Source organism: Citrobacter sp. RHBSTW-00859 (genome assembly GCF_013729795.1).
Classification (GTDB): domain Bacteria; phylum Pseudomonadota; class Gammaproteobacteria; order Enterobacterales; family Enterobacteriaceae; genus Citrobacter; species Citrobacter braakii.
Genome location: NZ_CP056284.1, coordinates 1,674,476 through 1,697,765 on the forward strand (window position 1 = coordinate 1,674,476; position 23,290 = coordinate 1,697,765).

General features: G+C 52.8%; 16 protein-coding genes. 7 read left to right on the plus strand and 9 right to left on the minus strand.

The window, feature by feature from the left end:
• Positions 1 to 38 precede the first annotated feature (38 nt).
• The 6 genes from HV302_RS08310 to atoS all read right to left on the minus strand — a co-directional run bounded on the left by HV302_RS08310 (position 39) and on the right by atoS (position 7,305).
• Positions 39 to 1,223, minus strand: coding sequence for an acetyl-CoA C-acetyltransferase (locus HV302_RS08310; RefSeq protein ID WP_109017493.1), 1,185 nt, complete (start codon positions 1,221 to 1,223; stop codon positions 39 to 41).
• Between the two features lie 30 nt (positions 1,224 to 1,253).
• Entirely contained in the window at positions 1,254 to 2,576 is a 1,323-nt protein-coding gene (locus HV302_RS08315; RefSeq protein WP_181627187.1) for a TIGR00366 family protein, read from the minus strand.
• Positions 2,573 to 3,223 carry a 3-oxoacid CoA-transferase subunit B gene (locus HV302_RS08320; protein ID WP_016157021.1) on the minus strand — a complete coding sequence of 217 codons (651 nt, stop codon included), beginning with the start codon at positions 3,221 to 3,223 and terminating at the stop codon, positions 2,573 to 2,575. Before HV302_RS08320 ends, HV302_RS08315 begins: the two co-directional genes overlap by 4 nt.
• Positions 3,224 to 3,225: 2 nt before the next feature.
• Positions 3,226 to 3,885 carry an acetate CoA-transferase subunit alpha gene (gene atoD / locus HV302_RS08325; RefSeq protein ID WP_016153792.1) on the minus strand — a complete coding sequence of 220 codons (660 nt, stop codon included), beginning with the start codon at positions 3,883 to 3,885 and terminating at the stop codon, positions 3,226 to 3,228.
• A gap of 199 nt (positions 3,886 to 4,084) precedes the next feature.
• Positions 4,085 to 5,470, minus strand: a complete 1,386-nt coding sequence (gene atoC / locus HV302_RS08330; RefSeq protein ID WP_019077262.1) for an acetoacetate metabolism transcriptional regulator AtoC — start codon at positions 5,468 to 5,470, stop codon at positions 4,085 to 4,087.
• Positions 5,467 to 7,305 (minus strand): two-component system sensor histidine kinase AtoS, encoded by a 1,839-nt coding sequence (atoS, locus tag HV302_RS08335; RefSeq protein WP_142417550.1) that lies wholly within the window; start codon positions 7,303 to 7,305, stop codon positions 5,467 to 5,469. Before atoS ends, atoC begins: the two co-directional genes overlap by 4 nt.
• A gap of 168 nt (positions 7,306 to 7,473) precedes the next feature.
• On the opposite strand from atoS, the gene rcsC reads away from it, so the two are divergent.
• A complete protein-coding gene (gene rcsC / locus HV302_RS08340) occupies positions 7,474 to 10,320 on the plus strand; it encodes a two-component system sensor histidine kinase RcsC (protein WP_053389233.1) in 2,847 nt (948 codons plus the stop codon).
• A 112-nt stretch (positions 10,321 to 10,432) separates the two neighbouring features.
• Here rcsC and rcsB read toward each other — a convergent pair whose 3' ends face one another.
• Together rcsB and rcsD are read right to left on the minus strand one after the other, a co-directional pair.
• Positions 10,433 to 11,083 (minus strand): response regulator transcription factor RcsB, encoded by a 651-nt coding sequence (gene rcsB / locus HV302_RS08345; protein WP_003027592.1) that lies wholly within the window; start codon positions 11,081 to 11,083, stop codon positions 10,433 to 10,435.
• A gap of 16 nt (positions 11,084 to 11,099) precedes the next feature.
• Positions 11,100 to 13,769 (minus strand): phosphotransferase RcsD, encoded by a 2,670-nt coding sequence (gene rcsD, locus HV302_RS08350; protein ID WP_181627188.1) that lies wholly within the window; start codon positions 13,767 to 13,769, stop codon positions 11,100 to 11,102.
• A gap of 738 nt (positions 13,770 to 14,507) precedes the next feature.
• Between rcsD and HV302_RS08355 the strand changes: the two genes are divergently transcribed.
• From HV302_RS08355 to mgtE, 6 genes are all read left to right on the plus strand, one after another.
• Positions 14,508 to 15,632: a porin OmpC gene (locus HV302_RS08355; protein ID WP_016157015.1), complete on the plus strand. Its 1,125-nt coding sequence runs from the start codon at positions 14,508 to 14,510 to the stop codon at positions 15,630 to 15,632.
• Between the two features lie 115 nt (positions 15,633 to 15,747).
• Positions 15,748 to 16,800 (plus strand): FAD:protein FMN transferase ApbE, encoded by a 1,053-nt coding sequence (gene apbE, locus HV302_RS08360; RefSeq protein WP_049268999.1) that lies wholly within the window; start codon positions 15,748 to 15,750, stop codon positions 16,798 to 16,800.
• Between the two features lie 79 nt (positions 16,801 to 16,879).
• Positions 16,880 to 17,944 (plus strand): bifunctional DNA-binding transcriptional regulator/O6-methylguanine-DNA methyltransferase Ada, encoded by a 1,065-nt coding sequence (gene ada, locus HV302_RS08365; protein WP_181627189.1) that lies wholly within the window; start codon positions 16,880 to 16,882, stop codon positions 17,942 to 17,944.
• On the plus strand, positions 17,944 to 18,594 hold the full coding sequence (gene alkB, locus HV302_RS08370; RefSeq protein WP_016153784.1) for a DNA oxidative demethylase AlkB: 651 nt from the start codon (positions 17,944 to 17,946) through the stop codon (positions 18,592 to 18,594). The genes ada and alkB overlap by 1 nt, the downstream gene beginning before the upstream one ends.
• A gap of 75 nt (positions 18,595 to 18,669) precedes the next feature.
• Positions 18,670 to 20,313, plus strand: a complete 1,644-nt coding sequence (locus tag HV302_RS08375; RefSeq protein WP_016157011.1) for a multidrug ABC transporter permease/ATP-binding protein — start codon at positions 18,670 to 18,672, stop codon at positions 20,311 to 20,313.
• A gap of 105 nt (positions 20,314 to 20,418) precedes the next feature.
• Entirely contained in the window at positions 20,419 to 21,855 is a 1,437-nt protein-coding gene (mgtE, locus tag HV302_RS08380; protein WP_016153782.1) for a magnesium transporter, read from the plus strand.
• Here the strand turns inward: mgtE and HV302_RS08385 are convergent.
• The gene (locus HV302_RS08385) at positions 21,818 to 23,065 is read right to left on the minus strand and encodes a SulP family inorganic anion transporter (RefSeq protein ID WP_181627450.1); all 1,248 of its coding nucleotides are present in this window, start codon (positions 23,063 to 23,065) and stop codon (positions 21,818 to 21,820) included. The genes mgtE and HV302_RS08385 overlap by 38 nt on opposite strands.
• Between the last annotated feature and the right edge of the window lie 225 nt (positions 23,066 to 23,290).

Consider the following 23,290-nt stretch of genomic DNA (forward strand, 5'->3'; position numbering starts at 1 on the left):
ACGTGATAAAAAGGGCCGGAAATATCCGGCCCTTTTTTTTAATTCATTCGCTCCACTATCATCGCAATGCCCTGACCGCCGCCGATGCACAGTGTGGCCAGTCCAAGCGTTTGATCCCGTGCCTGTAGCGCATGCAGCAGCGTCACCAGTATTCGCGCGCCGCTGGCGCCAATAGGGTGTCCCAGCGCAATTGCCCCACCGTTGACGTTAACCTTTTGCGGATCAAATCCCAGCGTTTTACCAACGGCAAGAAACTGAGCAGCAAATGCTTCGTTGGCTTCGATCAGATCGATATCAGAAAGCTGTAAGCCGCTCAGTTGCAGTGCCTTCAGCGTGGCGGGAACCGGCCCCATCCCCATCATAGCCGGAGCTACACCGCCACTGGCCCAGGCTTTGATCCGCGCCAATGGCTTCAGCCCAGCCTCCAGTGCTGCGGACTCTTCCATTATCACTAATGCCGCTGCACCGTCGTTGATCCCCGAGGCGTTACCTGCGGTGACGGTTCCTGCTTTATCGAATGCTGGACGCAATGCGGCGAGGCCTTCGGTCGTCGAGTCAGCTTTGGGGAATTCGTCACGCTCAACGATGATGGTTTTCTTCCGTGATGACACGCTGACGGGCACGATTTCAGCCTCAAATGCGCCAGACTCGATTGCGGCAACGGCTTTACGCTGCGACTGCAGAGCCAGTTCATCCTGCATTTCGCGGCTGATGCCATACTCTTTGGCAACATTTTCTGCAGTGATCCCCATGTGGTAACCATGCTCGGCGCAGATCAGGCCATCGCGCAGAATCACGTCGGATAATTGCCCGTCACCGAGGCGATAGCCCCAGCGGGCTTTTGCGTCTAACAGGTAGGGGGCCAGGCTCATGTTTTCCATCCCACCCGCGACGATCGCCTGGGCTTGTCCGGCCTTGATAGCGAGGGCGGCAAGCGCTACGCTTTTCAGGCCAGAGCCGCACACTTTGTTGACGGTAAAGCCGCAAACGGTGTCGGACAGGCCGCTTTTTAATAATGCCTGACGCGCTGGGTTTTGCCCGAGTCCTGACTGCAGCACGTTGCCCATAATCACCTCGTCCACGCGCTGTGGGTCAAGGTGCGCGCGTTCAAGAGCGGCTCTAATGACGGTTGATCCAAGCTCGACGGCACCCGTAGTTGCCAGTGCGCCGTTAAAACTGCCGATTGCGGTACGTGCCGCGCTGACGATGACACAGTTTTTCATTTTTCAGTTCCTTTAATTAAGTTGTTGCCGTCAGAACAAGGTCAATCCAATAACAAAAATGACGCCGGAGAAGAGCAGGGCGGTGATGCAGTAGCCCATAATGTCGCGTACTCCGAGACCGGCGATGGCCAGCGCGGGTAGCGCCCAGAACGGTTGTGCCATGTTCATCCACTGCTCACCGTAGGCGATGGCCATGACTGATTTGCCAAGATCGGCACCCAGCGCCTGAGCGGCAGGCATGACGAACGGTCCCTGAATAACCCAATGGCCACCGCCGGATGGCACGGCAAAGTTAATCAGGGCTGAACTGAAGAAAGTCATCAGTGGGAAGGTATCTTTGTTGGCAACGTTGATGAAAAATTCAGTAATGAGCCCACCGAGGCCGGAGTGCTCCATCATCAACTGAATGCCGGCATAGAAGGGGAATTGCACCAGAATCCCGGCGGTACTCCGTGCGGCAGCACTGACGGCACGCATATAGGCCATCGGCGTTTTGTGCAGCAGCAGACCGGCAATCATAAATATCAGGTTGACGGTATTGATGGTGATGTTGAAACCTTTCTCGGCAAAGTAGATACCCAGATAGGCAATCCCTAATGCACCGATGATCAGCGCCAGAATGCGGCTCTCTTCCAGTTTTTCAGATGGCGGCGCATCTGGCGGTAGTTTCTTCTGAAAATCAGCTTCTTCCAGTAACAGTTTCGGATCGATGCTCACCACATCTGAAGGTTTTGGCGTCATCATCCGGGTGATAAACGGCATCACCACAATCAGGCCGAGCGTGATGAAAATATTGAAGCCGGTGAACAGGGTATCCGCGACAGGAATGAGGCCCGCTACGTGCTCGACCGGGTTGCCAGGCGTTGCCGCCAGCAAAGGCATTGAGCCGGAGAAGCCGCCGCCCCAGGTCAGGAACCCGATGTAGGCGCAGGCAATCAGTAACGGATAATCGGAACCCGGTACCCGACGAGCAACTTCGCGGGCGAACATCGCCCCGACCACCAGACCAAATCCCCAGTTAATAACGCAGGCAACTGAACCAAAAAAAGTCACCAGCATGACGCCCTGAGCGGGGGTTTTGGCGGCTGATGCCGCCGTACGCAGCAGGCTTTTCACCGGCCCGGAACTGGCTAACGCATGGCCGGTTACGATGATCAGCGCCATCTGCATACCAAACGCCAGCAGGTTCCAGAAACCGTCACCCCAGAATTTCACCATGCTGATGGGGGTCTGCGGCGTTAACCACAGCGCGATGCCAAAGGTCAGCAACGTTAATAACATGGCGAAAATCAGTGGGTCGGGCAGCCAGCGGCTGACTACCCGTGTCATAAAGCGGGCGATGCGGCCAATCATGCGTCACCTCGCAGGATGCGCAGATCGTCGGCAATTTCAAACTGTGCTTCGGTTTTTTCACATAGCGTGGCGATGTCGCATCCTTCGACGATTTCAGTCAGCCACATCTTGCCATCTATAAAGCGGAATACAGCCAGCTCGGTGACCAGCATATGCACAGCATGCTGTGCAGTGAGCGGCATGGTGCATTGACGCAGGATTTTTGCTGAGCCGTCTTTTGCGCAATGCTCCATGGCGATAATGACTTTACGTGCACCGGTCACCAGATCCATTGCGCCACCCATGCCGGGCACCATCTTGCCGGGAACCACCCAGTTGGCGAGGTTTGCCTGCTCATCGACCTGCAACCCGCCAAGCACACAGGCATCAACATGACCGCCGCGAATCAACGCGAACGACATGGCGCTATCAAACATCGCCGCGCCCGGCAAAATACCGCACGGTTGGCCGCCCGCGTTCACCAGGTCAGGATGGGCGGTGGTGACTGGGCCCAGTCCCAGAAAACCGTTCTCAGATTGCAGCGTAATGTGAATATCAGCAGGTAAATAGTTAGCTACCATCGTTGGCAGGCCGATACCTAAGTTGACGATATCGCCATCGCGAAGTTCTTGCGCCACCCGGCGCGCAATACGTTGTTTAGCATCCATGATTAGCTCTCCTGTGGAATGACGATATGGTCGATAACGGCGGCGGGGGTCACAATCTGGTCAGGCTGCAGCTCCCCTGTTTCAACCATTTCGTCCGGTTCGACCAGCGTGATATCAGCGGCGAGGGCAATCAGAGGGTTAAAGTTACGGGCGCTGAGCTGGTAGGTGAGGTTGCCAAGCATGTCAGAGCGGTGGGCGCGAATAAGCGCTAAATCGGCGCGTAATGGGCGTTCAAGCAGCCAGGTTTTACCCTCAAGCGTCATGGTTTGCTTGCCTTCTTCCACGATGGTGCCAACGCCAGTGGGGGTCAGAAAGCCGCCAAGACCCGCGCCGCCGCAACGAATCTGCTCGATCAGGGTACCTTGCGGAACCAGCTGTACATCCATCTCGCCGGCAATCATGCGACGACCGGTTTCCGGGTTTGTACCAATGTGCGAGGCAATCACTTTGCTCACCCGCCCATTGACGATCAGGGGGCCGATACCGGTATCGACAAAGGCGGTATCGTTAGCAATCAGCGTCAGATCTCTGACGCCGGACTCCAGCAGGGCTTCAACCAGACGAGGTGGTGTGCCAACGCCCATAAAACCACCGACCATGATGGTCATGCCGTCACGAAAGAAGCCCGCAGCGTCTTGTAAGGTAATCAGTTTTGTTTTCATTATGTTTCCCTTTTTGCATACTCCATTTTGGGTACGCTCAGGGAATTGCAAGCAGGGTGCCAGAATGACTAAAGAAACGTATTAATGTTTAGTTGATTGAATTTATTGGTTTATTTTTGTGGTCTTGGTGAAAGGAGACCACGAGGGGTTATGCAGAATTTTGCGCAGTGTGCAAAATTCTGCATAGCAAACTTGCGTATCAGGAACCCGATGGGTCGATGCCGTACTCTTGTAATTTATACATTAAAGCGCGACGGCTAATTCCCAGCATCAGCGCCGTGCGGGTGCGATTGCCGTCCTGATTGTCGAGGACTTCGAGGATAATTCGTTTTTCCTCACGTTTAATCTCTTCTTTCAGATTGCGTTCCCCGGAGTAAGTCGGTTTTGTTTCTGTTGTGGCGCTCACCGGGTTGCGCAACGGGTCGGGGAGATCGTCGGCAAAGATCACCGCACCGGTATTCATAACGACTGCACGTTCGATGACGTTTGACAGTTCGCGAATGTTACCGGGCCAGGGCCAGGCGGTGAGGATCGACATCGCCGTCGGGTCGATTTCGATAATATCCCGCTGATTTTCAGAGCTGAATTTTTGTAAAAAGTGGTTTGCTAATAAGGCAATATCTTCACGACGCTCGCGTAAGGGCGGCAAAGTCAGATGGATAACGTTGAGCCGGTAAAACAGGTCTTCGCGAAACGTTCCTTCCTTCACCATCGTTTGCAGACAGCGGTTGGTGGCGGCGACGATTCGAATGTCAACGCGAATGGTCTGGTGCCCGCCGATGCGTTCAAACTCCCTCTCCTGCAAAATGCGCAGCAGCTTAGCCTGCAGCACCAGCGGCATCTCGCCAATTTCATCAAGCAATAAAGTTCCCTGATGAGCGCGTTCGAACAATCCCTGGCGTAATGTCTGTGCCCCGGTAAACGCGCCTTTTTCGTGACCAAATAGCTCGCTTTCCAACAACGACTCCGGCAGGGCCGCGCAGTTAATTTTGATAAAGGGGCCATTGGCGCGTTTGCTGTTGTAGTGAATGGCGCGGGCGATCAGCTCTTTTCCTGTGCCGCTTTCACCGCTAATCAACACGTTTGCCTGGGAGAGGGCGATTTTCGCCGTGTCTTTACAGATATCCATCATACGCGGGCTGGTGGTCAGAATGTGTCCCCACTGCCAGCTGGTGGTCAACGCTTTATGCAGATTGCGGATTTCCTGTTTCATCTCCTGCAGTTGCAATGCGCGTTGAATCACCATGCTTAGCTCGTCGAGATCAAAGGGCTTAATCACGTAGTCGAATGCGCCGCTACGTAAAGCTTCTACTGCGGTTTCTACTTCAGCGTAAGCGGTCATCAGAATGACGGGGATCCGTGGTTGCTGCGTGCGCATAACTTTCAGCGCGTCGATACCGTCCATCTCCGGCATGCGAATGTCCATCAGCACCACGTCTGGCTGCGTTTCGCTAAACAGGCTCAGCGCGGCTTTCCCGTCGCTGGCGCAATGTGTCTCATGCCCTTGCAGGGAAAATGCGGTGGCAAGCATACGGCGAACATTTTCTTCATCATCAACGATGAGAATACGATAGGTCGTTTTCATTCTGACGGATTTCCCTGCGGGTTAAGAGGTAAAATCAGAGTGAATATCGCCCCGCAGCCAGGCTGGCTGGTTACGTGGATATCCCCCTGATGCGCGTTGATGATGCGCTGGCTCAGCGCCAGTCCAAGACCGGTGCCTGATGCTTTTGTCGTAAAAAAGGGATCGAATATTTTCTTCTGTATGGCGAGATCGATACCGTTGCCATTATCTTCAATCATCACGGCCTGTTGCGAGGCCGAGTATTGCCAGGTACGGATGCGAATTTCGCCTCGCGCAGCGATCGCCTGTACCGCATTGATTAAAATATTGAGGATCACCTGTTTGAGAAGCTCGCGATCGGCGACGATCGGCGGCAGGTTGGGATCTAATTCCGTTGTAAAGGCGATCCGTGCCTGCAGGCCAGCGGTTTGCACCAGGATTAGCGTCTCTTCAATGAGCGCATTGAGCCGAATCTGTTGCCACTGGCTTTGTCGTGGGCGTGAGAAATCTAACAGTTGCTGAATAACTTTATTGATGGAATCAATTTCATTCAGCACAACAGATAAATATTCCTGATGTTCCGGCAGCGAGGTTTGCTGGCGGATGATCTGGACGTAGCCACGAATTGCGGTCAGCGGGTTTCGCACTTCATGCGCGACGCCGGCCATCAGCTCACCCAGGGTGGCAAGCCTTTCGGTTTGCGCCAGCCGACGCTGGGTCTCTTTACGGGCGGTTAAATCGGAGAAAATAACCAGCGCGCCAATCAGCTCGCCGTGTGCGTTATGGATCCGACTGGTGGTTACACTGATCTCAATGGTGCGTTCACGTCCTGGAAAGCTAATCTCCTGGGCCACATGTTCAGTACCGTGCTCAAGGGTGTCCAGTACCGGGCTATAAAACTGCGTATTGGCAAAGAGTGTCGCATAGGGCTGTCCGACCAGCTCATGCAGCGTGTAGCCCGTTATCTGTTCTGCCGCCGGGTTCATGGTGGTAACGTCGCCTTGCCTGTCGATGGCGATCACGCCATCTGCGGCATTTTCAATGATCAGATCGTTAAGGGTTTTGGTTTCCCGTAGCGTTTGTGCCAGCGCATTGACGCTACGGCTGATTTGTCCTAACTCGCCGGGGAGTTCAGGCAGTCGGGTAGGGGTTTTTTGTGCCAGCGTGGAAAGCCCATCAGTGATGATGTCGATATTCGCACTGAGTCGACGTGAGAAGTGCACGATGAGCAGCAGGCTACAGATGAGCCCGGCAACCAGTACGGCAATAATCCTGACATCCATTCTCCAGGCCTGCTGGCGGATATCTTCGGTGAGCTCATTGGCCCAGATATACCCAATAACCTCTCCCTGGCGCGCTATTGGGATCATTGAGTTGAGTATGTCGCCGCGAACCTGTCGCCCGGAATAGACCACAGGCGCGTTGCTACTCATCACTTCGCGTCCGGGATGATCCTCGGTGATGGTGATACCTACGTTGCCTTGGTAAAGCGCGGAGGGGGCGTAGGTGATAATGGCATCCAGCGCTTTGTGATAATACCCGGCGCCAATGCCGGGAAACGCTTGCGTAATGCGCTCGGTGATGGGGGCCAACTCTTGATTAAGCGCGCGAATGCGTGCTTCACGCGGCAAATTTGGGTAGTGACTAAAGCGGTCGCCCAGCGCATCGTTTAGCAGGGTTATCACCGATGACAGTTTTTTCTCTTTTTCAGATAAGACTGCTGAACGGCCTTCAGTTTCTACGATATAACCTATAGATATCGTCGGAATGATGACCATCAGGATGGCCATCATGATCATTTGGTTGCGTAATCGTCGTGGGTATAACCGACGAGCCAGCCATCTCAGGTCGCGCATTCTGACATCCGTGCAGTGTTTTTCAGGCAAACGATGATTATCACGGGTTAAGACAATGGTTTCAGAGCGGTGTATCATATTCCCGTAAAGAGAGGGCATTGCGACGCCGGACATTTACCGCTACCTTAACCGCACTCTATTAATGCCCTGAGGCGGAGCTTCGCCCCTTTGAAATACCTTGCTTCCGTTCATTCAACGCTAAAAGTCTCACGCTATCTGTTCAGGGCGTTGGCGCTCCTGATCTGGGGGCTAATCGCATTTGCCTCCGTTTTCTACATCGTGAATGCGCTGCACCAGAGAGAGTCCGAGATTCACCAGGAGCTTAACCTCAGTTCCGATCAGGCCCAACGTTACATTCAGCGCACCTCTGATGTGATTAAAGAGCTGAAATATATCGCGGAGAATCGCTTAACGGCGGAAAACGGTGTGATGTCGTTGCGCGCGCGAGATGATAAAACCGCCGTGCCAAACTTCGAGCCGCTGTTTGCCGACTCCGACTGCTCGGTGATGGGCAACGCCTGGCGAGGTTCGCTGGAATCGCTGGCGTGGTTTATGCGCTACTGGCGGGATAACTTTTCCGCGGCCTATGATTTGAATCGTGTGTTCCTGATCGGCAGCGACAACCTTTGCATGGCCAATTTCGGTCTGCGTGATATGCCTGTCGAACGTGACGGGGCGTTGAAGGCGCTGCATGAGCGCATTATTAAGTATCGCAATGCGCCGCAGGACGAAAACGGTAATAACCTGTTCTGGATTAGCCAGGGGCCGCGGCCGGGGATAGGCTATTTCTATGCGCTGACGCCGGTTTATCTCGCTAATCGCCTGCAGGCGCTGTTGGGTGTGGAACAGCCTATCCGCATGGAGAACTTTTTCACGCCGGGCAGTTTGCCGATGGGAGTGACCATCCTTGATGAAAATGGCCATGCGCTGATTTCGCTCACCGGCCCCGAGGGGAATATTAAGGCTGAACCTCGCTGGATGCAGGAGCGCTCCTGGTTTGGCTATACGTCGGGTTTTCACGAACTGGTGCTGAAGAAAAACCTGCCCCCGTCATCGCTAAGCATTGTTTATTCAGTACCGGTCGATCTGGTGCTGGAGCGGATCCGCATGATGATCCTGAACGCTATTCTGCTGAATGTGTTGGTTGGCGCGGCGTTATTTATGCTCACGCGCATGTATGAGCGGCGCATTTTTATTCCTGCGGAAAGCGATGCCCAGCGTCTGGAAGAGCACGAGCAGTTTAACCGTAAAATCGTGGCTTCTGCGCCGGTTGGGATTTGTATTCTGCGTACGATAGATGGCATTAACATCCTGAGTAATGAGCTGGCGCACACCTATCTCAACATGCTAACGCATGAAGACCGGCAACGGTTAACGCAAATTATCTGCGGCCAGCAGGTCAATTTTGTTGATGTGCTGACCAGCAACAATACCAATCTGCAAATCAGCTTTGTGCACTCGCGCTATCGTAATGAAAACGTGGCAATTTGTGTGCTGGTTGACATCAGCGCGCGCGTTAAAATGGAAGAGTCGTTGCAGGAGATGGCGCAGGCGGCGGAGCAGGCGAGCCAGTCCAAATCGATGTTCCTTGCGACGGTAAGCCACGAGCTGCGTACGCCGCTGTATGGCATTATCGGTAACCTTGATTTGTTGCAAACCAAAGAGTTACCCAACGGAGTGGATCGCCTGGTGACGGCGATGAACAACTCTTCCAGCCTGCTGTTGAAAATTATCAGCGATATTCTCGATTTCTCGAAAATTGAATCTGAACAGCTGAAGATTGAACCGCGCGAGTTTTCACCGCGTGAAGTAATGAATCATATTACGGCTAACTATCTGCCGCTGGTGGTTCGCAAACAGCTGGGGTTGTACTGCTTTATCGACCCGAATGTACCGGTGGCGCTCAATGGTGATCCGATGCGTTTGCAGCAGGTGATTTCCAATCTGCTGAGTAATGCTATCAAGTTTACCGATACCGGCTGCATTGTGCTGCACGTGCAGTGCAACGAAGACTATCTCAGTATTCGCGTGCGTGATACCGGGGTTGGGATCCCTGCCAAAGAGGTCGTCCGCTTGTTCGATCCTTTCTTCCAGGTGGGAACCGGCGTACAGCGTAATTTCCAGGGTACCGGGCTTGGTTTGGCTATCTGTGAAAAACTGATCAGCATGATGGATGGGGATATTTCCGTCGATTCTGAACCGGGAATGGGTAGCCAGTTTATGCTGCGTATTCCGCTTTATGGCGCGCAGTACCCGCTGAAAAAAGGTATCGAAGGGCTTGTCGGTAAACGTTGCTGGCTGGCGGTGCGTAACGCGTCGCTGTACCAGTTTATTGAATCCAGTCTGGCGCGTAACGGGATGACGGTGCAGTGCTATGAGGGACAGCAACCGGATGCGGATGACCTGCTGATTGCCGACGATGTGCTGGACCAGGCGTGGCAGGGACGTGCCGCGGTGATTTTCTGCCGTCGTCATATCGGTATTCCGCTGGAAAGGGGGCCTGGGGAGTGGGTGCACAGCGTGGCATCGCCTCACGAATTGCCCGCGCTGTTGGCGCATATCTACAGCCTTGAGCTGAGCAGTGAAGAGCTTTCAACGGCGTTGCCAGCCCCGGATAAAGTTGCTGCAACTAACGATGACATGATGATTCTGGTGGTCGACGATCATCCTATCAACAGGCGTTTACTGGCCGATCAGTTGGGATCGTTGGGGTATCAGTGTAAAACCGCGAATGACGGCGTGGACGCACTCAATGTACTGAGTAAAAACCATATCGACATCGTGCTGAGCGACGTTAACATGCCGAACATGGATGGTTATCGTCTGACCCAGCGTATTCGCCAGTTAGGATTAACCCTGCCGGTTGTCGGCGTGACGGCTAACGCGCTGGCTGAAGAGAAGCAGCGTTGTCTGGAGTCAGGTATGGATAGCTGTCTGTCTAAGCCGGTGACGTTAGATGTATTGAAGCAGACGCTGACGGTCTATGCGGAAAGAGTGAGAAAGGCGCGGGAATAAAAGAGGCCGGATGGGGACGTTTGCCTTATCCGGCCTACGTAACACGCACAATATCGTGTCATTCGTAGGCCTGATAAACGCCGTGCCATCAGGCACGTCGATGTTAAAAGAATTACTCTTTGTCTGACGGACTCAGCGTGACGGAAGAAAGGTAATTCAACAGGGCGATATCGTTTTCCACACCGAGTTTCATCATTGCCGACTTTTTCTGGCTGCTGATGGTTTTAATACTGCGGTTGAGTTTTTTCGCGATTTCAGTAACCAGGAAACCTTCGGCAAACAGGCGCAGAACTTCGCTCTCTTTCGGTGACAGACGTTTGTCGCCGTAACCGCTGGCGCTGATTTTTTCCAGCAGACGAGAAACGCTTTCCGGGGTGAATTTCTTACCCTTCTGCAGCGCGGCAAGCGCTTTCGGCAGATCTGTTGGCGCGCCTTGCTTCAGGACAATTCCTTCAATATCGAGATCCAGTACCGCGCTCAGGATTGCCGGGTTGTTGTTCATGGTGAGAACAATAATCGACAGGCTCGGGAAATGGCGCTTGATATACTTAATTAACGTGATCCCGTCACCGTATTTATCTCCTGGCATGGAGAGGTCGGTAATCAACACATGAGCATCTAACTTAGGCAAATTGTTGATCAGTGCAGTGGAGTCTTCAAATTCGCCGACAACGTTTACCCACTCGATTTGCTCAAGTGATTTACGAATACCGAACAGTACAATCGGGTGGTCATCGGCAATAATTACGTTCATAGTGTTCATGTATTGGGCTACCTTGCTACAGCAAGCTCTTGACGTAATCGTCAATGTCGCTGATGTATTTTTCTATACCTGGAGCATCTTTCTCTTGAATAAGATGTTCCAGCGCTTCACATAACTGCTTGCCGGGTACCAGATTAAGCATGGCAAACACGCCTTTCAGGCGATGGGCCGTTTGGGCTAACGCAGCGAAATCGCTGGTTGCTGCCTCAGTATACAACCTCTTAACATCATCCGGTACTGTGTCTACAAAGAGTGCATAGTAACCACTGGCATGAAGTTCGGCGTTTTCATCTCCGCCGAGGGGGAGTTCCTGGATCTCTTCTTGTGCCAGCTGCTCTTCTATCAGCTCGAGGACAGCTTCCTGCATAGCATTGCTCATATTAAAGTTGACGCGCAGCTGACCAGGGCCAATTTTCCGCACGCCAGACTCATCATCGCTTAAAAGAAGGCCTGAGGCAGTAAGATTAGACGGATTATCTGTTAAAAAGAGATCATATTCTTGACTATTCAACCGCTCATCAGGCGTGATGCAGGTTGCTCCCCAGTTCTCCAGTTGGCGTAATACGATGCTGCGTACGTCATTAGAGGTGACATCAACCATTATGCAGACGTCATCTAACAAACGCTCTTCACTTTCAGCATGTTGATCGTGCAGCGGCATTTTAACATGGACTATATAACGTGTTCCAAGTTCTTCCCGCGCTTTAATGTTCAGGTGTCCACCTAGCTTGCGGGCGAGCTGATCGCATAACCAGAACGTCAGCGGGTTGGCCTTGCTATACCGATCGCCCTGGGTGTCATTGATGAACGGGAAGTGCAGGTTATCAACTTCATTCAACGTGACACCTTGCCCGGTATCCAGAATGCGGAAGGTCAGGCGTTCAGTCTCCGACTCATCCTGGTCGACTTCCAGCGTGATTTTGCCAATTTGCGTGGTGGTTACCGCATATTGGATCAGCAACAGCAAAATACGGCGCAGGGCATCGCGGTCGCCGCGGCGTTCATCATGGGCGCTAAGGTGATTTTTAATCAGTAGCTGCAGCCCTTTACGTTTAATGGCTGGCAGAACCTCCGGAACCACGTCATCAATTAACGACTGCACGGAAAACAGCGTCGATTCACTTTTCCAGGCGTCGCTTTCCAGCAGGTTGGCCAACTGGATTTCATCTACCATACGCACCAGAACGTCTGCCTGATTGGCCAGTTTCTGGCTGTCCGGGCTATTCAGTGCGGCAGCATTAGCGGCAAGTGTTTTAGCCGGGTCTTTCAGTGCGCTGCCGATATTCTGCATAAAGGCCGCCCGGGCCTGCTGGTTTTTCTCATACAGTCGCTGCGCTTGCTTCAGCTTCTTATTAACCAGCACTTCGCGGTCCTGGTCACGAATAATAAAGATCTGTGTTCTCGATGAGATCTGGCTGCGGAACAGCCGGATCTCATACAGCTCATTATTGATGGTGGCCTGAATCACCCCCTGATGCTGCTCCGCCATACTGGTAATGTTTTGCAAATTTAAATGCGGTAACAGGTGGTCGGCAATTTTATTGCTGATAACCGTGCGGTTTGCTTCTTGATCGTGCACCAGCAAGCCCAGAGGCAGCAGAGACACAATCTCTTCATTGATGGCGCGCAGAACACGCAGTTCATTATTTGCCGCAAGGTTTGGTGCCACTTCGGTGGAACGGGCAGGAAGGTGGCGAAAGGTGGTATAGCCAAACAGCGCCAGGGCCAACAAAGCAATGTTGAGTAACAGCGGCAGCAGAATGCTTTGTAAGGTGTCGAGCAGCAATGAGCCAAACGGAACCTGCCACACCAGCCGCATATCCGTTGAGTTTAGCGCCGAAGAGATCTCAATTTTACTGTTGTTGAAATTAATGCTGACGCTGTCAGGCGACTCTTTTTCATTCAGATGCTCGGTTGTTGACGTGGCATCTGGAACCAGATGGAAGCTGTCCAGCGGCATACCGGGTGGGATCAAGTCATTAATCGGCAGATCAAAGGCGACAACGGTTGCCAGATGTCCAGGCTGATTAAAGGTCGTGCGTAGCGTGAAGTAATGCCCGTTCTGCCACGCCAGACGGCGCAGTGAAGAGAAGCTTTCACGTTCATCCAGCGCATTGGCCTGTTGTAACATTTCCGCTCGCCGTGAATCGACAATATTACCAATCGCCGACTCTTTAAAACCGGAAGTCAGATCTTTTAGCGGCAACGTTGAGATAAGGATCAGGCTATTGTCCTGACCATTCAGGTAATACATAGACCACGGAACATTTTCCGCGCCCCACAGCGTATCAAGATAGGTTGAGATGCGTTGGGTCATCTCCAGCGTAGAACTGTCATGGGAACCGAAAATCAGCGCCTCGGTCTTTCTGCGCGGTTTCTCAAGATAATAGACGTCTTGTTTCAGACGCGTTTCCTGCAGTCCTTCGGCACCAGGTGAACTGGCCGTGGCGGCAATATTGTCATAGATTTGCCAGGTCACGTATCGCCAGGTATCGACCCTTTTATGAATGGCATGGGTGATATCGACAATCTGATAGCTCTTATCCTTTAACCAGGTGTTGACGGCGCTCTGGACCATAACGCCCATCATCACCAACAGCACAACGATCAGTAATAAGAAGAAACGGGTAATACTTCCCGGTAGCAGGGAGAATCGGGTAGAAGCCGTTGTGTCAGACTGACTCATTCGTGTTTATGACCTGTTAAACGACGCGAAAGATGATGGGGCAGTATAAAGGGTAATATATGAATTGCCACACTTACACCACGCCGGATGGCCCGCATTTTTTACGCTCCATTCTGTTGCAGCTATGACAATGCAAAGGTGTACAGTGGATAAAGGCGGGTACAAATATTTGTACGGAATGTATACATTTAGCATTAAATAACAAGAAATTATTAATCAGATTTATATCTGAATACGACGCAATGAGATAGTTAATAGTTGTTATAGTTTTGCATCGGTAGCACAGAACGGTAAGTTTTGTGTAAAGAAGGGTAAAAAAAAACCGAACGCGAAGCATTCGGTTGAAATAGGGGTAAACAGACATTCATGAATGAATGACGGTAATAAATAAAGTTAATGATGATAGCGAGTCTATTTTAGTTGCGAGTGAAGATTTTGTTTTGTCATTCAGTGCTATAACTATTTTCAATGTAACTTATTGATTTTAAATTTAATTAAAACAGTTCTTGATTATTTGTGCTTATTTTGCCTGTTTTTTGATTTTAAAAAAGTTCCCCCTTATTAATATTTTGAAACATCTATGTCGATAAATGAAACACCTTAAAAGTTTTAGTATCATATTCGTGTTGGATTATTCTGTGTTTTTGCGGAGAATGAAGTTGCCGACTGGTTAATGACCTTAATCAGTATGCAGTGGCATAAAAAAGCAATAAAGGCATATAACAGAGGGTTAATAACATGAAAGTTAAAGTACTGTCCCTCCTGGTACCAGCACTGCTGGTAGCAGGCGCAGCAAATGCGGCTGAAATTTATAACAAAGACGGCAACAAATTAGACCTGTACGGCAAAGTCGACGGTCTGCACTATTTCTCCGATAACAAAGGTGATGATGGTGATAAGACTTACATGCGTATCGGCTTCAAAGGCGAAACCCAGGTTAACGACCAACTGACCGGTTACGGCCAGTGGGAATACCAGATTCAAGGCAACCAGAGTGAATCCAGCAACGACGCCTGGACGCGTGTGGCATTCGCAGGCCTGAAATTCGCTGATGCAGGTTCTTTCGACTACGGTCGTAACTACGGTGTAACTTATGATGTAACGTCCTGGACCGACGTCCTGCCAGAATTCGGCGGTGACACCTACGGTGCGGACAACTTCATGCAGCAGCGTGGTAACGGTTATGCGACCTACCGTAATACAGATTTCTTTGGCCTGGTTGATGGTCTGAACTTTGCCCTGCAGTACCAGGGTAAAAACGGCAGCGTAAGCGGTGAAAACGAAGGTGGTCGTAGCCTGCTGACCCAGAATGGCGATGGTTACGGCGGCTCTCTGACTTACGATCTCGGCTCTGGCTTTGGTATCGGTGGTGCGATCACTACCTCTAAACGTACCGCTGATCAGAATGCTCTTGGCGTGTACGGTAACGGTGACCGTGCAACGGTTTATACCGGTGGTCTGAAATACGACGCTAACAACGTTTACCTGGCTGCACAGTACTCCCAGTCCTATAACGCAACCCGTTTCGGTACCTCTAACGGTAGCAACCGGACTGCTGCATATGGCTTCGCAGATAAAGCACAGAACTTTGAAGTTGTGGCACAGTACCAGTTCGATTTCGGTCTGCGTCCTTCCGTGGCTTACCTGCAGTCAAAAGGCAAAGACATCAGCAATGGCTTCACCAACTACGGTGACCAGGATATCGTGAAATATGTTGATGTTGGCGCGACTTACTACTTCAACAAAAACATGTCTACCTATGTTGATTACAAAATCAACCTGCTGGATGACAATGCGTTTACCCAGGCAGCAGGTATTGCTACCGATGATATCGTAGCGCTGGGTCTGGTTTACCAGTTCTAATCTGCGCTCATGTCGTTAAAAGGCCCTGCGGGGCCTTTTTTAATGCCGTTTTTTCGTCGTACAAACAACGATTTTTGGTGTACTCTTGCGCCCGTTCGCATGAGGATAATTACGTATGGAAGTGAATTTCTATCGCGCAGCACTACTGGCTGTGACGATCTTTTTTGTCGGGTGCGATGAAGTCCCGAAACCTGCCCAGACCACACAACCTGCCACCGTTCTGGAAGGTAAAACCATGGGCACTTTCTGGCGGGTCAGTGCGGTGGGCGTAGATGCCAAACGCGCCGGGGAACTGCAGGCGAAGATCCAGGCTCAGCTGGATGCCGACGATCAGCTTCTCTCTACCTATAAAAATGATTCTGCGTTAATGCGCTTCAACCTGTCGAAAAGCCTGTCGCCATGGCCGGTTAATGATGCTATGGCCGATATCGTGACTTCGGCGCTACGCATTGGCGCAAAAACCGGTGGGGCCATGGATATTACCGTGGGTCCGTTGGTCAATCTGTGGGGCTTTGGCCCGGATCAGCAACCGGTGCATATTCCTACGCAGGCGCAAATTGACGCCGCAAAAGCGCAAACCGGGCTTTCACATCTGAAGGTTGTTAATGAGGCGCATCGGAACTACCTGCAAAAAGATTTGCCCGAGCTGTACGTGGATCTCTCGACCGTTGGCGAAGGTTATGCCGCCGATCATCTGGCACGATTAATGGAGCAGGAAGGGATCGCCCGTTATCTGGTATCTGTTGGTGGTGCATTGAACAGCCGCGGTATGAATGCAGACGGGCTTTCGTGGCGAGTCGCGATTCAGAAACCGACCGATCGCGAAAACGCGGTGCAGGCGATTGTCGACATTAACGGGCATGGCATTAGCACCTCCGGCAGCTACCGTAACTATTATGAGCTGGATGGTAAGCGCCTTTCCCATGTTATTGATCCGCAAACCGGTCGTCCGATTGAACACAACCTGGTATCTGTAACGGTAATCGCACCAACGGCGCTGGAGGCTGACGGCTGGGATACCGGATTGATGGTTCTCGGCCCGGAAAAGGCCAAAGAGGTGGTGCGTCGTGAAGGACTCGCGGTCTATATGATTATAAAAGAGGGCGAGGGGTTTAAAACCTGGATGTCGCCGCAGTTTAAAAGCTTCCTGCTCAGCGAAAAAAATTAATAAGCAAGATTGCGGGTTTTTGTATCCGGCTATGGGGACACACTGAGGCTAAGCGCTATGCTTAACAAAGGAGTCCATAATGAAAAATCGTTTACACATAACTGATGATGACCGCTGGCAGTCCGTTGTGGATCGTGACGCTGACGCTGACGGTCAGTTTGTTTTCGCCGTCCAGACTACCGGCATTTTCTGCCGTCCGTCCTGTCGGGCGAAACATGCGCTGCGCAAAAATGTCACTTTCTTTGCCGATGCCCGGCAGGCGCTGGCCGCCGGTTTTCGTCCCTGTAAACGTTGTCAGCCGGATAAAGACAGCGCCCACCAGCATCGGCTGGAGAAAATAGCCCACGCCTGCCAGTTGCTGGAGCAGGAATCTCCCCTCACGCTGGACGAGCTGGCGCAGCAGGTGGCGATGAGCCCGTATCACTTACATCGCCTGTTCAAAGCCACAACGGGCATGACCCCCAAAGCGTGGCAGCAGTCCTGGCGCGCCCGTCGTCTGCGCGATGCGCTGGCGAAAGGCGTTCCGGTAACGCAGGCAATTCTCAACGCCGGATTTCCCGACAGCAGCAGCTACTACCGAAAAGCGGATCAGACGTTAGGCATGACCGCAAAGCAATTTCGTAAAGGTGGTGACAACGTTTCTGTACGCTATACCCTGGCAGATTGCACTCTGGGTCGCTGTCTGGTGGCGGAAAGCGAACGTGGTATCTGCGCGATCTTACTAGGTGATGATGACGCTACGTTGGTTGCGGATCTGCATGAGCTGTTTCCCGCCGCTCAGGATGTGCCAGCAGATGCCGATTTTCAGCAGCGCGTGCGCGAAGTGATCGCCGCAATCAATGCGCGTGACGCGCCGTTATCGCTGCCGCTGGATATCCGGGGAACCGCATTTCAGCAGCAGGTGTGGCAGGCGTTGCGCGCAATTCCGTGCGGCGAAACGATGAGCTACCAGCAACTGGCCAGCGCCATCGGCAAACCGAAGGCGGTGCGTGCGGTGGCCAGCGCCTGTGGGGCGAATAAACTGGCAATCGTCATCCCGTGTCACCGGGTGATCCGCGGCGATGGCGCGCTTTCGGGCTACCGGTGGGGCATTGCGCGCAAAGCACAGTTACTGCAACGTGAAACGACTGGCGAGGAAACATAATGCTCGATCTCTTTGCGGATGCGAAACCCTGGCAGGAGCCGCTGGCGTCAGGCGCGGTTATTCTGCGACGCTTCGCTTTTGACTGCGCACCGTCTCTGCTGCAGGCGATAGCCGCTATCGCCAGACAGTCGCCGTTTCGCCAGATGGTGACGCCCGGCGGCTACACGATGTCGGTGGCAATGACCAACTGCGGTCGTCTGGGTTGGACGACGGATCAACATGGTTACCTTTATTCTCCTTTTGATCCGCTAACCGGCGCGCACTGGCCGCCGCTGCCGGATGCATTCGCTGACCTGTGCCAACAGGCAGCGACGGCGGCGGGCTATGCTGATTTTCAACCCGATGCCTGTCTGATTAACCGCTACACGCCAGGGGCAAAACTGTCCTTACATCAGGATAAAGACGAACCCGACCTGCGGGCGCCGATTGTCTCGGTGTCGCTAGGATTGCCGGCCATCTTTCAATTTGGCGGCTTGCGCCGTAATGACCCCTTAAAGCGTTTGTTGCTGGAACATGGCGATGTGGTGGTGTGGGGCGGTACTTCGCGGCTGTTTTATCATGGGATCCAGCCGCTTAAGACGGGGTATCATCCGTTGACCGGAGACTGTCGCTACAATCTGACGTTTCGTCAGGCGGGTAAAAAAGAATAAAAATAAGAATTATTTTTGCTGTCAGCGAAGAGATGTTTAAACTGCGGGCTGTTATTACTTGTCCGGGTTGTTCGCATGGAACTTTTACTTCTTGTCTGGCGGCAGTATCGCTGGCCATTTATCAGCGTCATGGCGCTCAGCCTCGCCAGCGCAGCGTTGGGGATTGGGCTGATTGCGTTTATCAACCAGCGTCTGATTGAAACGGTCGACACCACGTTGATGGTGCTGCCGGAGTTTCTTGGCCTGTTGCTGCTATTGATGGTTGTCACTCTCGGCTCTCAGCTGGCGTTGACCACGCTCGGCCACCACTTTGTCTACCGTCTGCGTAGCGAATTTATCAAACGTATTCTGGATACCCACGTCGAGCGTATTGAACAGCTTGGCAGCGCCTCGTTGCTGGCCGGTTTAACCAGCGATATTCGCAACATCACCATCGCCTTTGTTCGTCTGCCTGAGCTGGTGCAGGGGATTATCCTGACCATCGGATCGGCGGCGTATCTGGCGATGCTGTCGACCAAAATGCTGCTGGTGACGGCTATCTGGATGGCAATCACCATCTGGGGGGGATTTGTGCTGGTGGCGCGGGTGTATAAGCACATGGCTACCCTGCGCGAAACAGAAGACAAGTTGTACAACGATTATCAGACGGTGCTGGAAGGGCGCAAAGAGCTGACGCTCAACCGCGAGCGCGCCGAGCATATCTTTAATCAGATGTACGTCCCGGATGCCAAAGAGTACCGTCACCATATTATTCGCGCCGATACCTTCCACCTGAGCGCGGTCAACTGGTCAAACATTATGATGCTGGGCGCCATTGGCCTGGTGTTCTGGATGGCCAATAGTCTGGGCTGGGCGGATACCGCCGTGGCGGCGACTTACTCACTGACGCTGTTATTCCTGCGTACACCGCTGCTCTCTGCCGTTGGCGCGCTACCAACCCTGCTCACTGCGCAGGTGGCTTTCAACAAGCTGAATAAATTCGCACTGGCACCTTTTAAGGCCGAATTCCCGCGCCCAACCGCTTTTCCAAACTGGCAAACGCTGGAACTGCGTAACGTGGTTTTCCACTATCAGGATAATGCCTTTTCCGTAGGGCCGGTAAATCTGACGATTCATCGCGGTGAACTGATCTTCCTGATTGGCGGCAACGGCAGCGGGAAATCTACGCTGGCGATGTTACTGACTGGGCTATACCAGCCGCAGTCAGGTGAAATTTTGCTTGATGGTAAGGCCGTGGCTGTTGAAAAGCCGGAAGATTATCGCAAGCTGTTTTCCGCCGTGTTTACCGACGTCTGGCTGTTCGACAAACTGCTGGGGCCGGAAGGTAAAGAAGCCAATCCGCAGCTGGTAGCGAAGTGGCTGGAACATCTGAAGATGGGTCACAAGCTGGAGATGAATGATGGTCGCATCCTCAATCTGAAGCTGTCGAAAGGGCAGAAGAAACGCGTGGCGCTGCTGCTGGCTCTGGCGGAGGAGCGCGACATCATTCTGCTGGATGAATGGGCTGCCGATCAGGATCCCCATTTCCGTCGTGAGTTCTATCAGGTCCTGTTACCGCTGATGCAAGAAATGGGTAAAACTATCTTCGCCATTAGCCATGACGATCACTATTTTATTCACGCCGATCGTCTGCTGGAAATGCGTAACGGACAGTTGAGTGAACTGCTGGGCGATGAGCGTGATGCCGCCTCGCGTGACGCGGTGGCTCGCACCGCATGATCCCACATGCCGCCGGTTTTTTATCCACCCGGCGGCACTGTTTATTGTTATTTACATAAATCGGCATCATGATTAATGATATTTCATATCATGGATTTATGATTAATGCCTGTAACAAACAAAAACAGCGCCAGACTGCGTGATGAAGAGCGTGCGCGTCTTATCTGGCTGCTGACCACTGATAAAGCCGTTGTTTCAACGCTATTGGGCAAGCTTACCCTGGCTGAGCAATATGACGTCGGCACGTTAGCCGACGATATTGCTGAGGTAGGGGCGCTGGTCGCCCACCTGCCGCCGCCCGATTTGGCGGATACCCTTGAAGCATTACCTTCTGAAGAGCGTCACGCCCTGTGGCGACTGGTCGAAAGTGAAAAGCGCGGTAACGTCCTGCTTGAGGCGTCTGAAAACGTCTGGGACGACCTGATCGATGAGATGAGCGACCGTGAGCTGCTGGATGCGTTGCAATACCTTGATATCGACGAACAGATTTATCTGGTTCAGCACCTCCCTCGTAACCTCACGGGTCGACTGTTGGCGACGTTACCGGCCGAGGAGCGGGCGCGCGTCCGCCAGGTGCTGCACTACGAGAAGAATCGCGTCGGTGCGATTATGGAGTTCGAAGTTATCACCGTGCGTCCGGACGTGACGCTGGAAGTGGTGCAACGCTACCTGCGGCGGCTGGGAAAAATGCCGGAGAACACCGATAAACTCTTCGTGACCGACCGCAATAAAGTGCTGGTCGGGGAACTGACGCTCACCTGTATTCTGCTCAATGATGTGCAGCGAAAAGTCAGCGAGGTGATGGAAGATGATCCGCTCACCTTTTCTCCGGAAGATATCGCCGAACACGCCGCGCGAACCTTTGAACGTGACGACCTGGTCAGTGCCGCGGTCGTTGACTCTTCAGGTAAACTGATGGGCCGTTTAACCATCGATGAGATCGTCGATGTGGTCTATGAAGAAACCGATACCGATCTGCGTCGAATGGGCGGCTTAAGCGCCGGAGAGGATGTGTTTGCCCCCGTCACGAAAGCGGTAAAAACCCGCTGGGCGTGGTTGGCCGTTAACCTTTGTACCGCCTTTATTGCTTCGCGAGTGATCGACGGCTTTGAACATACAATTTCGCAACTGGTCGCGCTGGCCTCGCTGATGCCGATTGTGGCGGGGATCGGCGGCAACACCGGGAATCAAACCATCACCATGATTGTTCGCGCGCTGGCGCTACAAAATATTCAGCCGGGAAACCTGACGTTTTTGATCCTGCGCGAAATGGGCGTGGCGTTGATTAATGGCCTCGTGTGGGGCGGAATTATGGGCGGCATTACCTGGTGGCTGTACGATGACATGGCGCTCGGCGGCGTGATGACCCTGGCGATGATGCTCAATTTGCTGATGGCGGCGTTGATGGGCGTTATTATTCCGATGACGATGGTGAAGCTCGGGCGCGACCCGGCGGTCGGCTCGAGCGTCATGATTACGGCAATCACCGATACCGGTGGTTTCTTTATTTTTCTCGGTCTGGCAACGCTGTTTCTGATGTAGCCGCACGTTTGCCTCTGACGATACGCGGCAGAATGAGCATCGTCATCACCCCGGCAACCACGCCAAGCGCCAGGTTGCCGGTTGACACCGTCGCCGCGACGGTCATCAGCATCACCAGCGTTTCGGTAACGGGGAGTTGCCGCAGCGTAGCGGGCTGGATGCTGTGCCAACTGAAGGTTTTCACCGCCACAATCACCATAATTCCCGCCAGCACCGACATGGGGATTTTCGCCATTACTTCGCTTAACCCAGTGACCAGCAACAACAGCACCAGCCCGGCGGCGACCGTCGAGACGCGGCTGCGTCCTTTGCCCATCTCGACGTTAACGATGGTTTGACCAATCATCGCACACCCGGCGATGCCGCCATAAAAACCGGCCAGAATATTGGCTATCCCCAGCCCGGCGCTCTCGCGATTCTTATTCGACGGCGTAACCGTCAGGTCATCCACCAGACGGGCGGTTAACAGCGACTCCATTAACCCGACAAAAGCGATGCTCAGCGCGCAGGGCCAGATAATCGCCAGCGTTTGCAGGTTGAGCGGTACCAATAACTGCGTGAATCCCGGCAGGCCGCCGCGCATTGAACCTTCGTCACCGACGGTCGGTAATAGTTGTCCGCTGGTGACAGTGAACACCGTCAGCAGCACGATGGCGATAAGCGGCGCGGGGATCGCTTTAATAAACCGCGGAACCCACAGCACAATCAGCAGGGTCAGGACAAACAGCCCCCAGATTAGCGGGCTTTTACCCCAGAAATGCGGGACCTGGGCAAAGAAAATCAAAATACCCAGCGCGTTCACAAAACCGGTCATGACGGCTGTAGGAATGAATCGCATCAGACGCGCCATCCCCAATACGCCAAACAGGATCTGAATAATCCCGGCCAGCACCACCGCAGGCAGGATGTACTGGACGCCGTGTTGATGCACCATCGGGCCAATCACCAGCGCGACCGATCCTGCCGCTGCGGTAACCATTGCCGGACGGCCACCTAAAAATGACATTGCCAGGCACAGTACGACTGAGGCTATCAGGCTGACTTTAGGATCGACGCCGGCGATAACGGAAAAAGAGATCACTTCCGGGATCAGCGCCAGGGCGGTTACCACACCGGCCAGCGTTTCGCGAACCAGTAAACGGGGTTGGCGCAGCACTGCGCGCGTCGCGTGCTCCGCTACTGCGACAGAGGAGGGTTGAGTGGCAGACATCATTACTCTTAGGTCAAAAATGGCCCGATACAGCAGACCGACAGGCATCCGTGCGGTGAATAGCAAAGCGCAGCATAGTACCTGTCTGACGGACCGGTTTCCAGAAATGATTGTCAATAACCGTATAAACTATCAACGTATTAATAACATTTTTAAAAATTAAATATAATTTATAAACAATATTTAAATATTTTTACTTAAGTGTTACCGTTGATACCGCTCGAT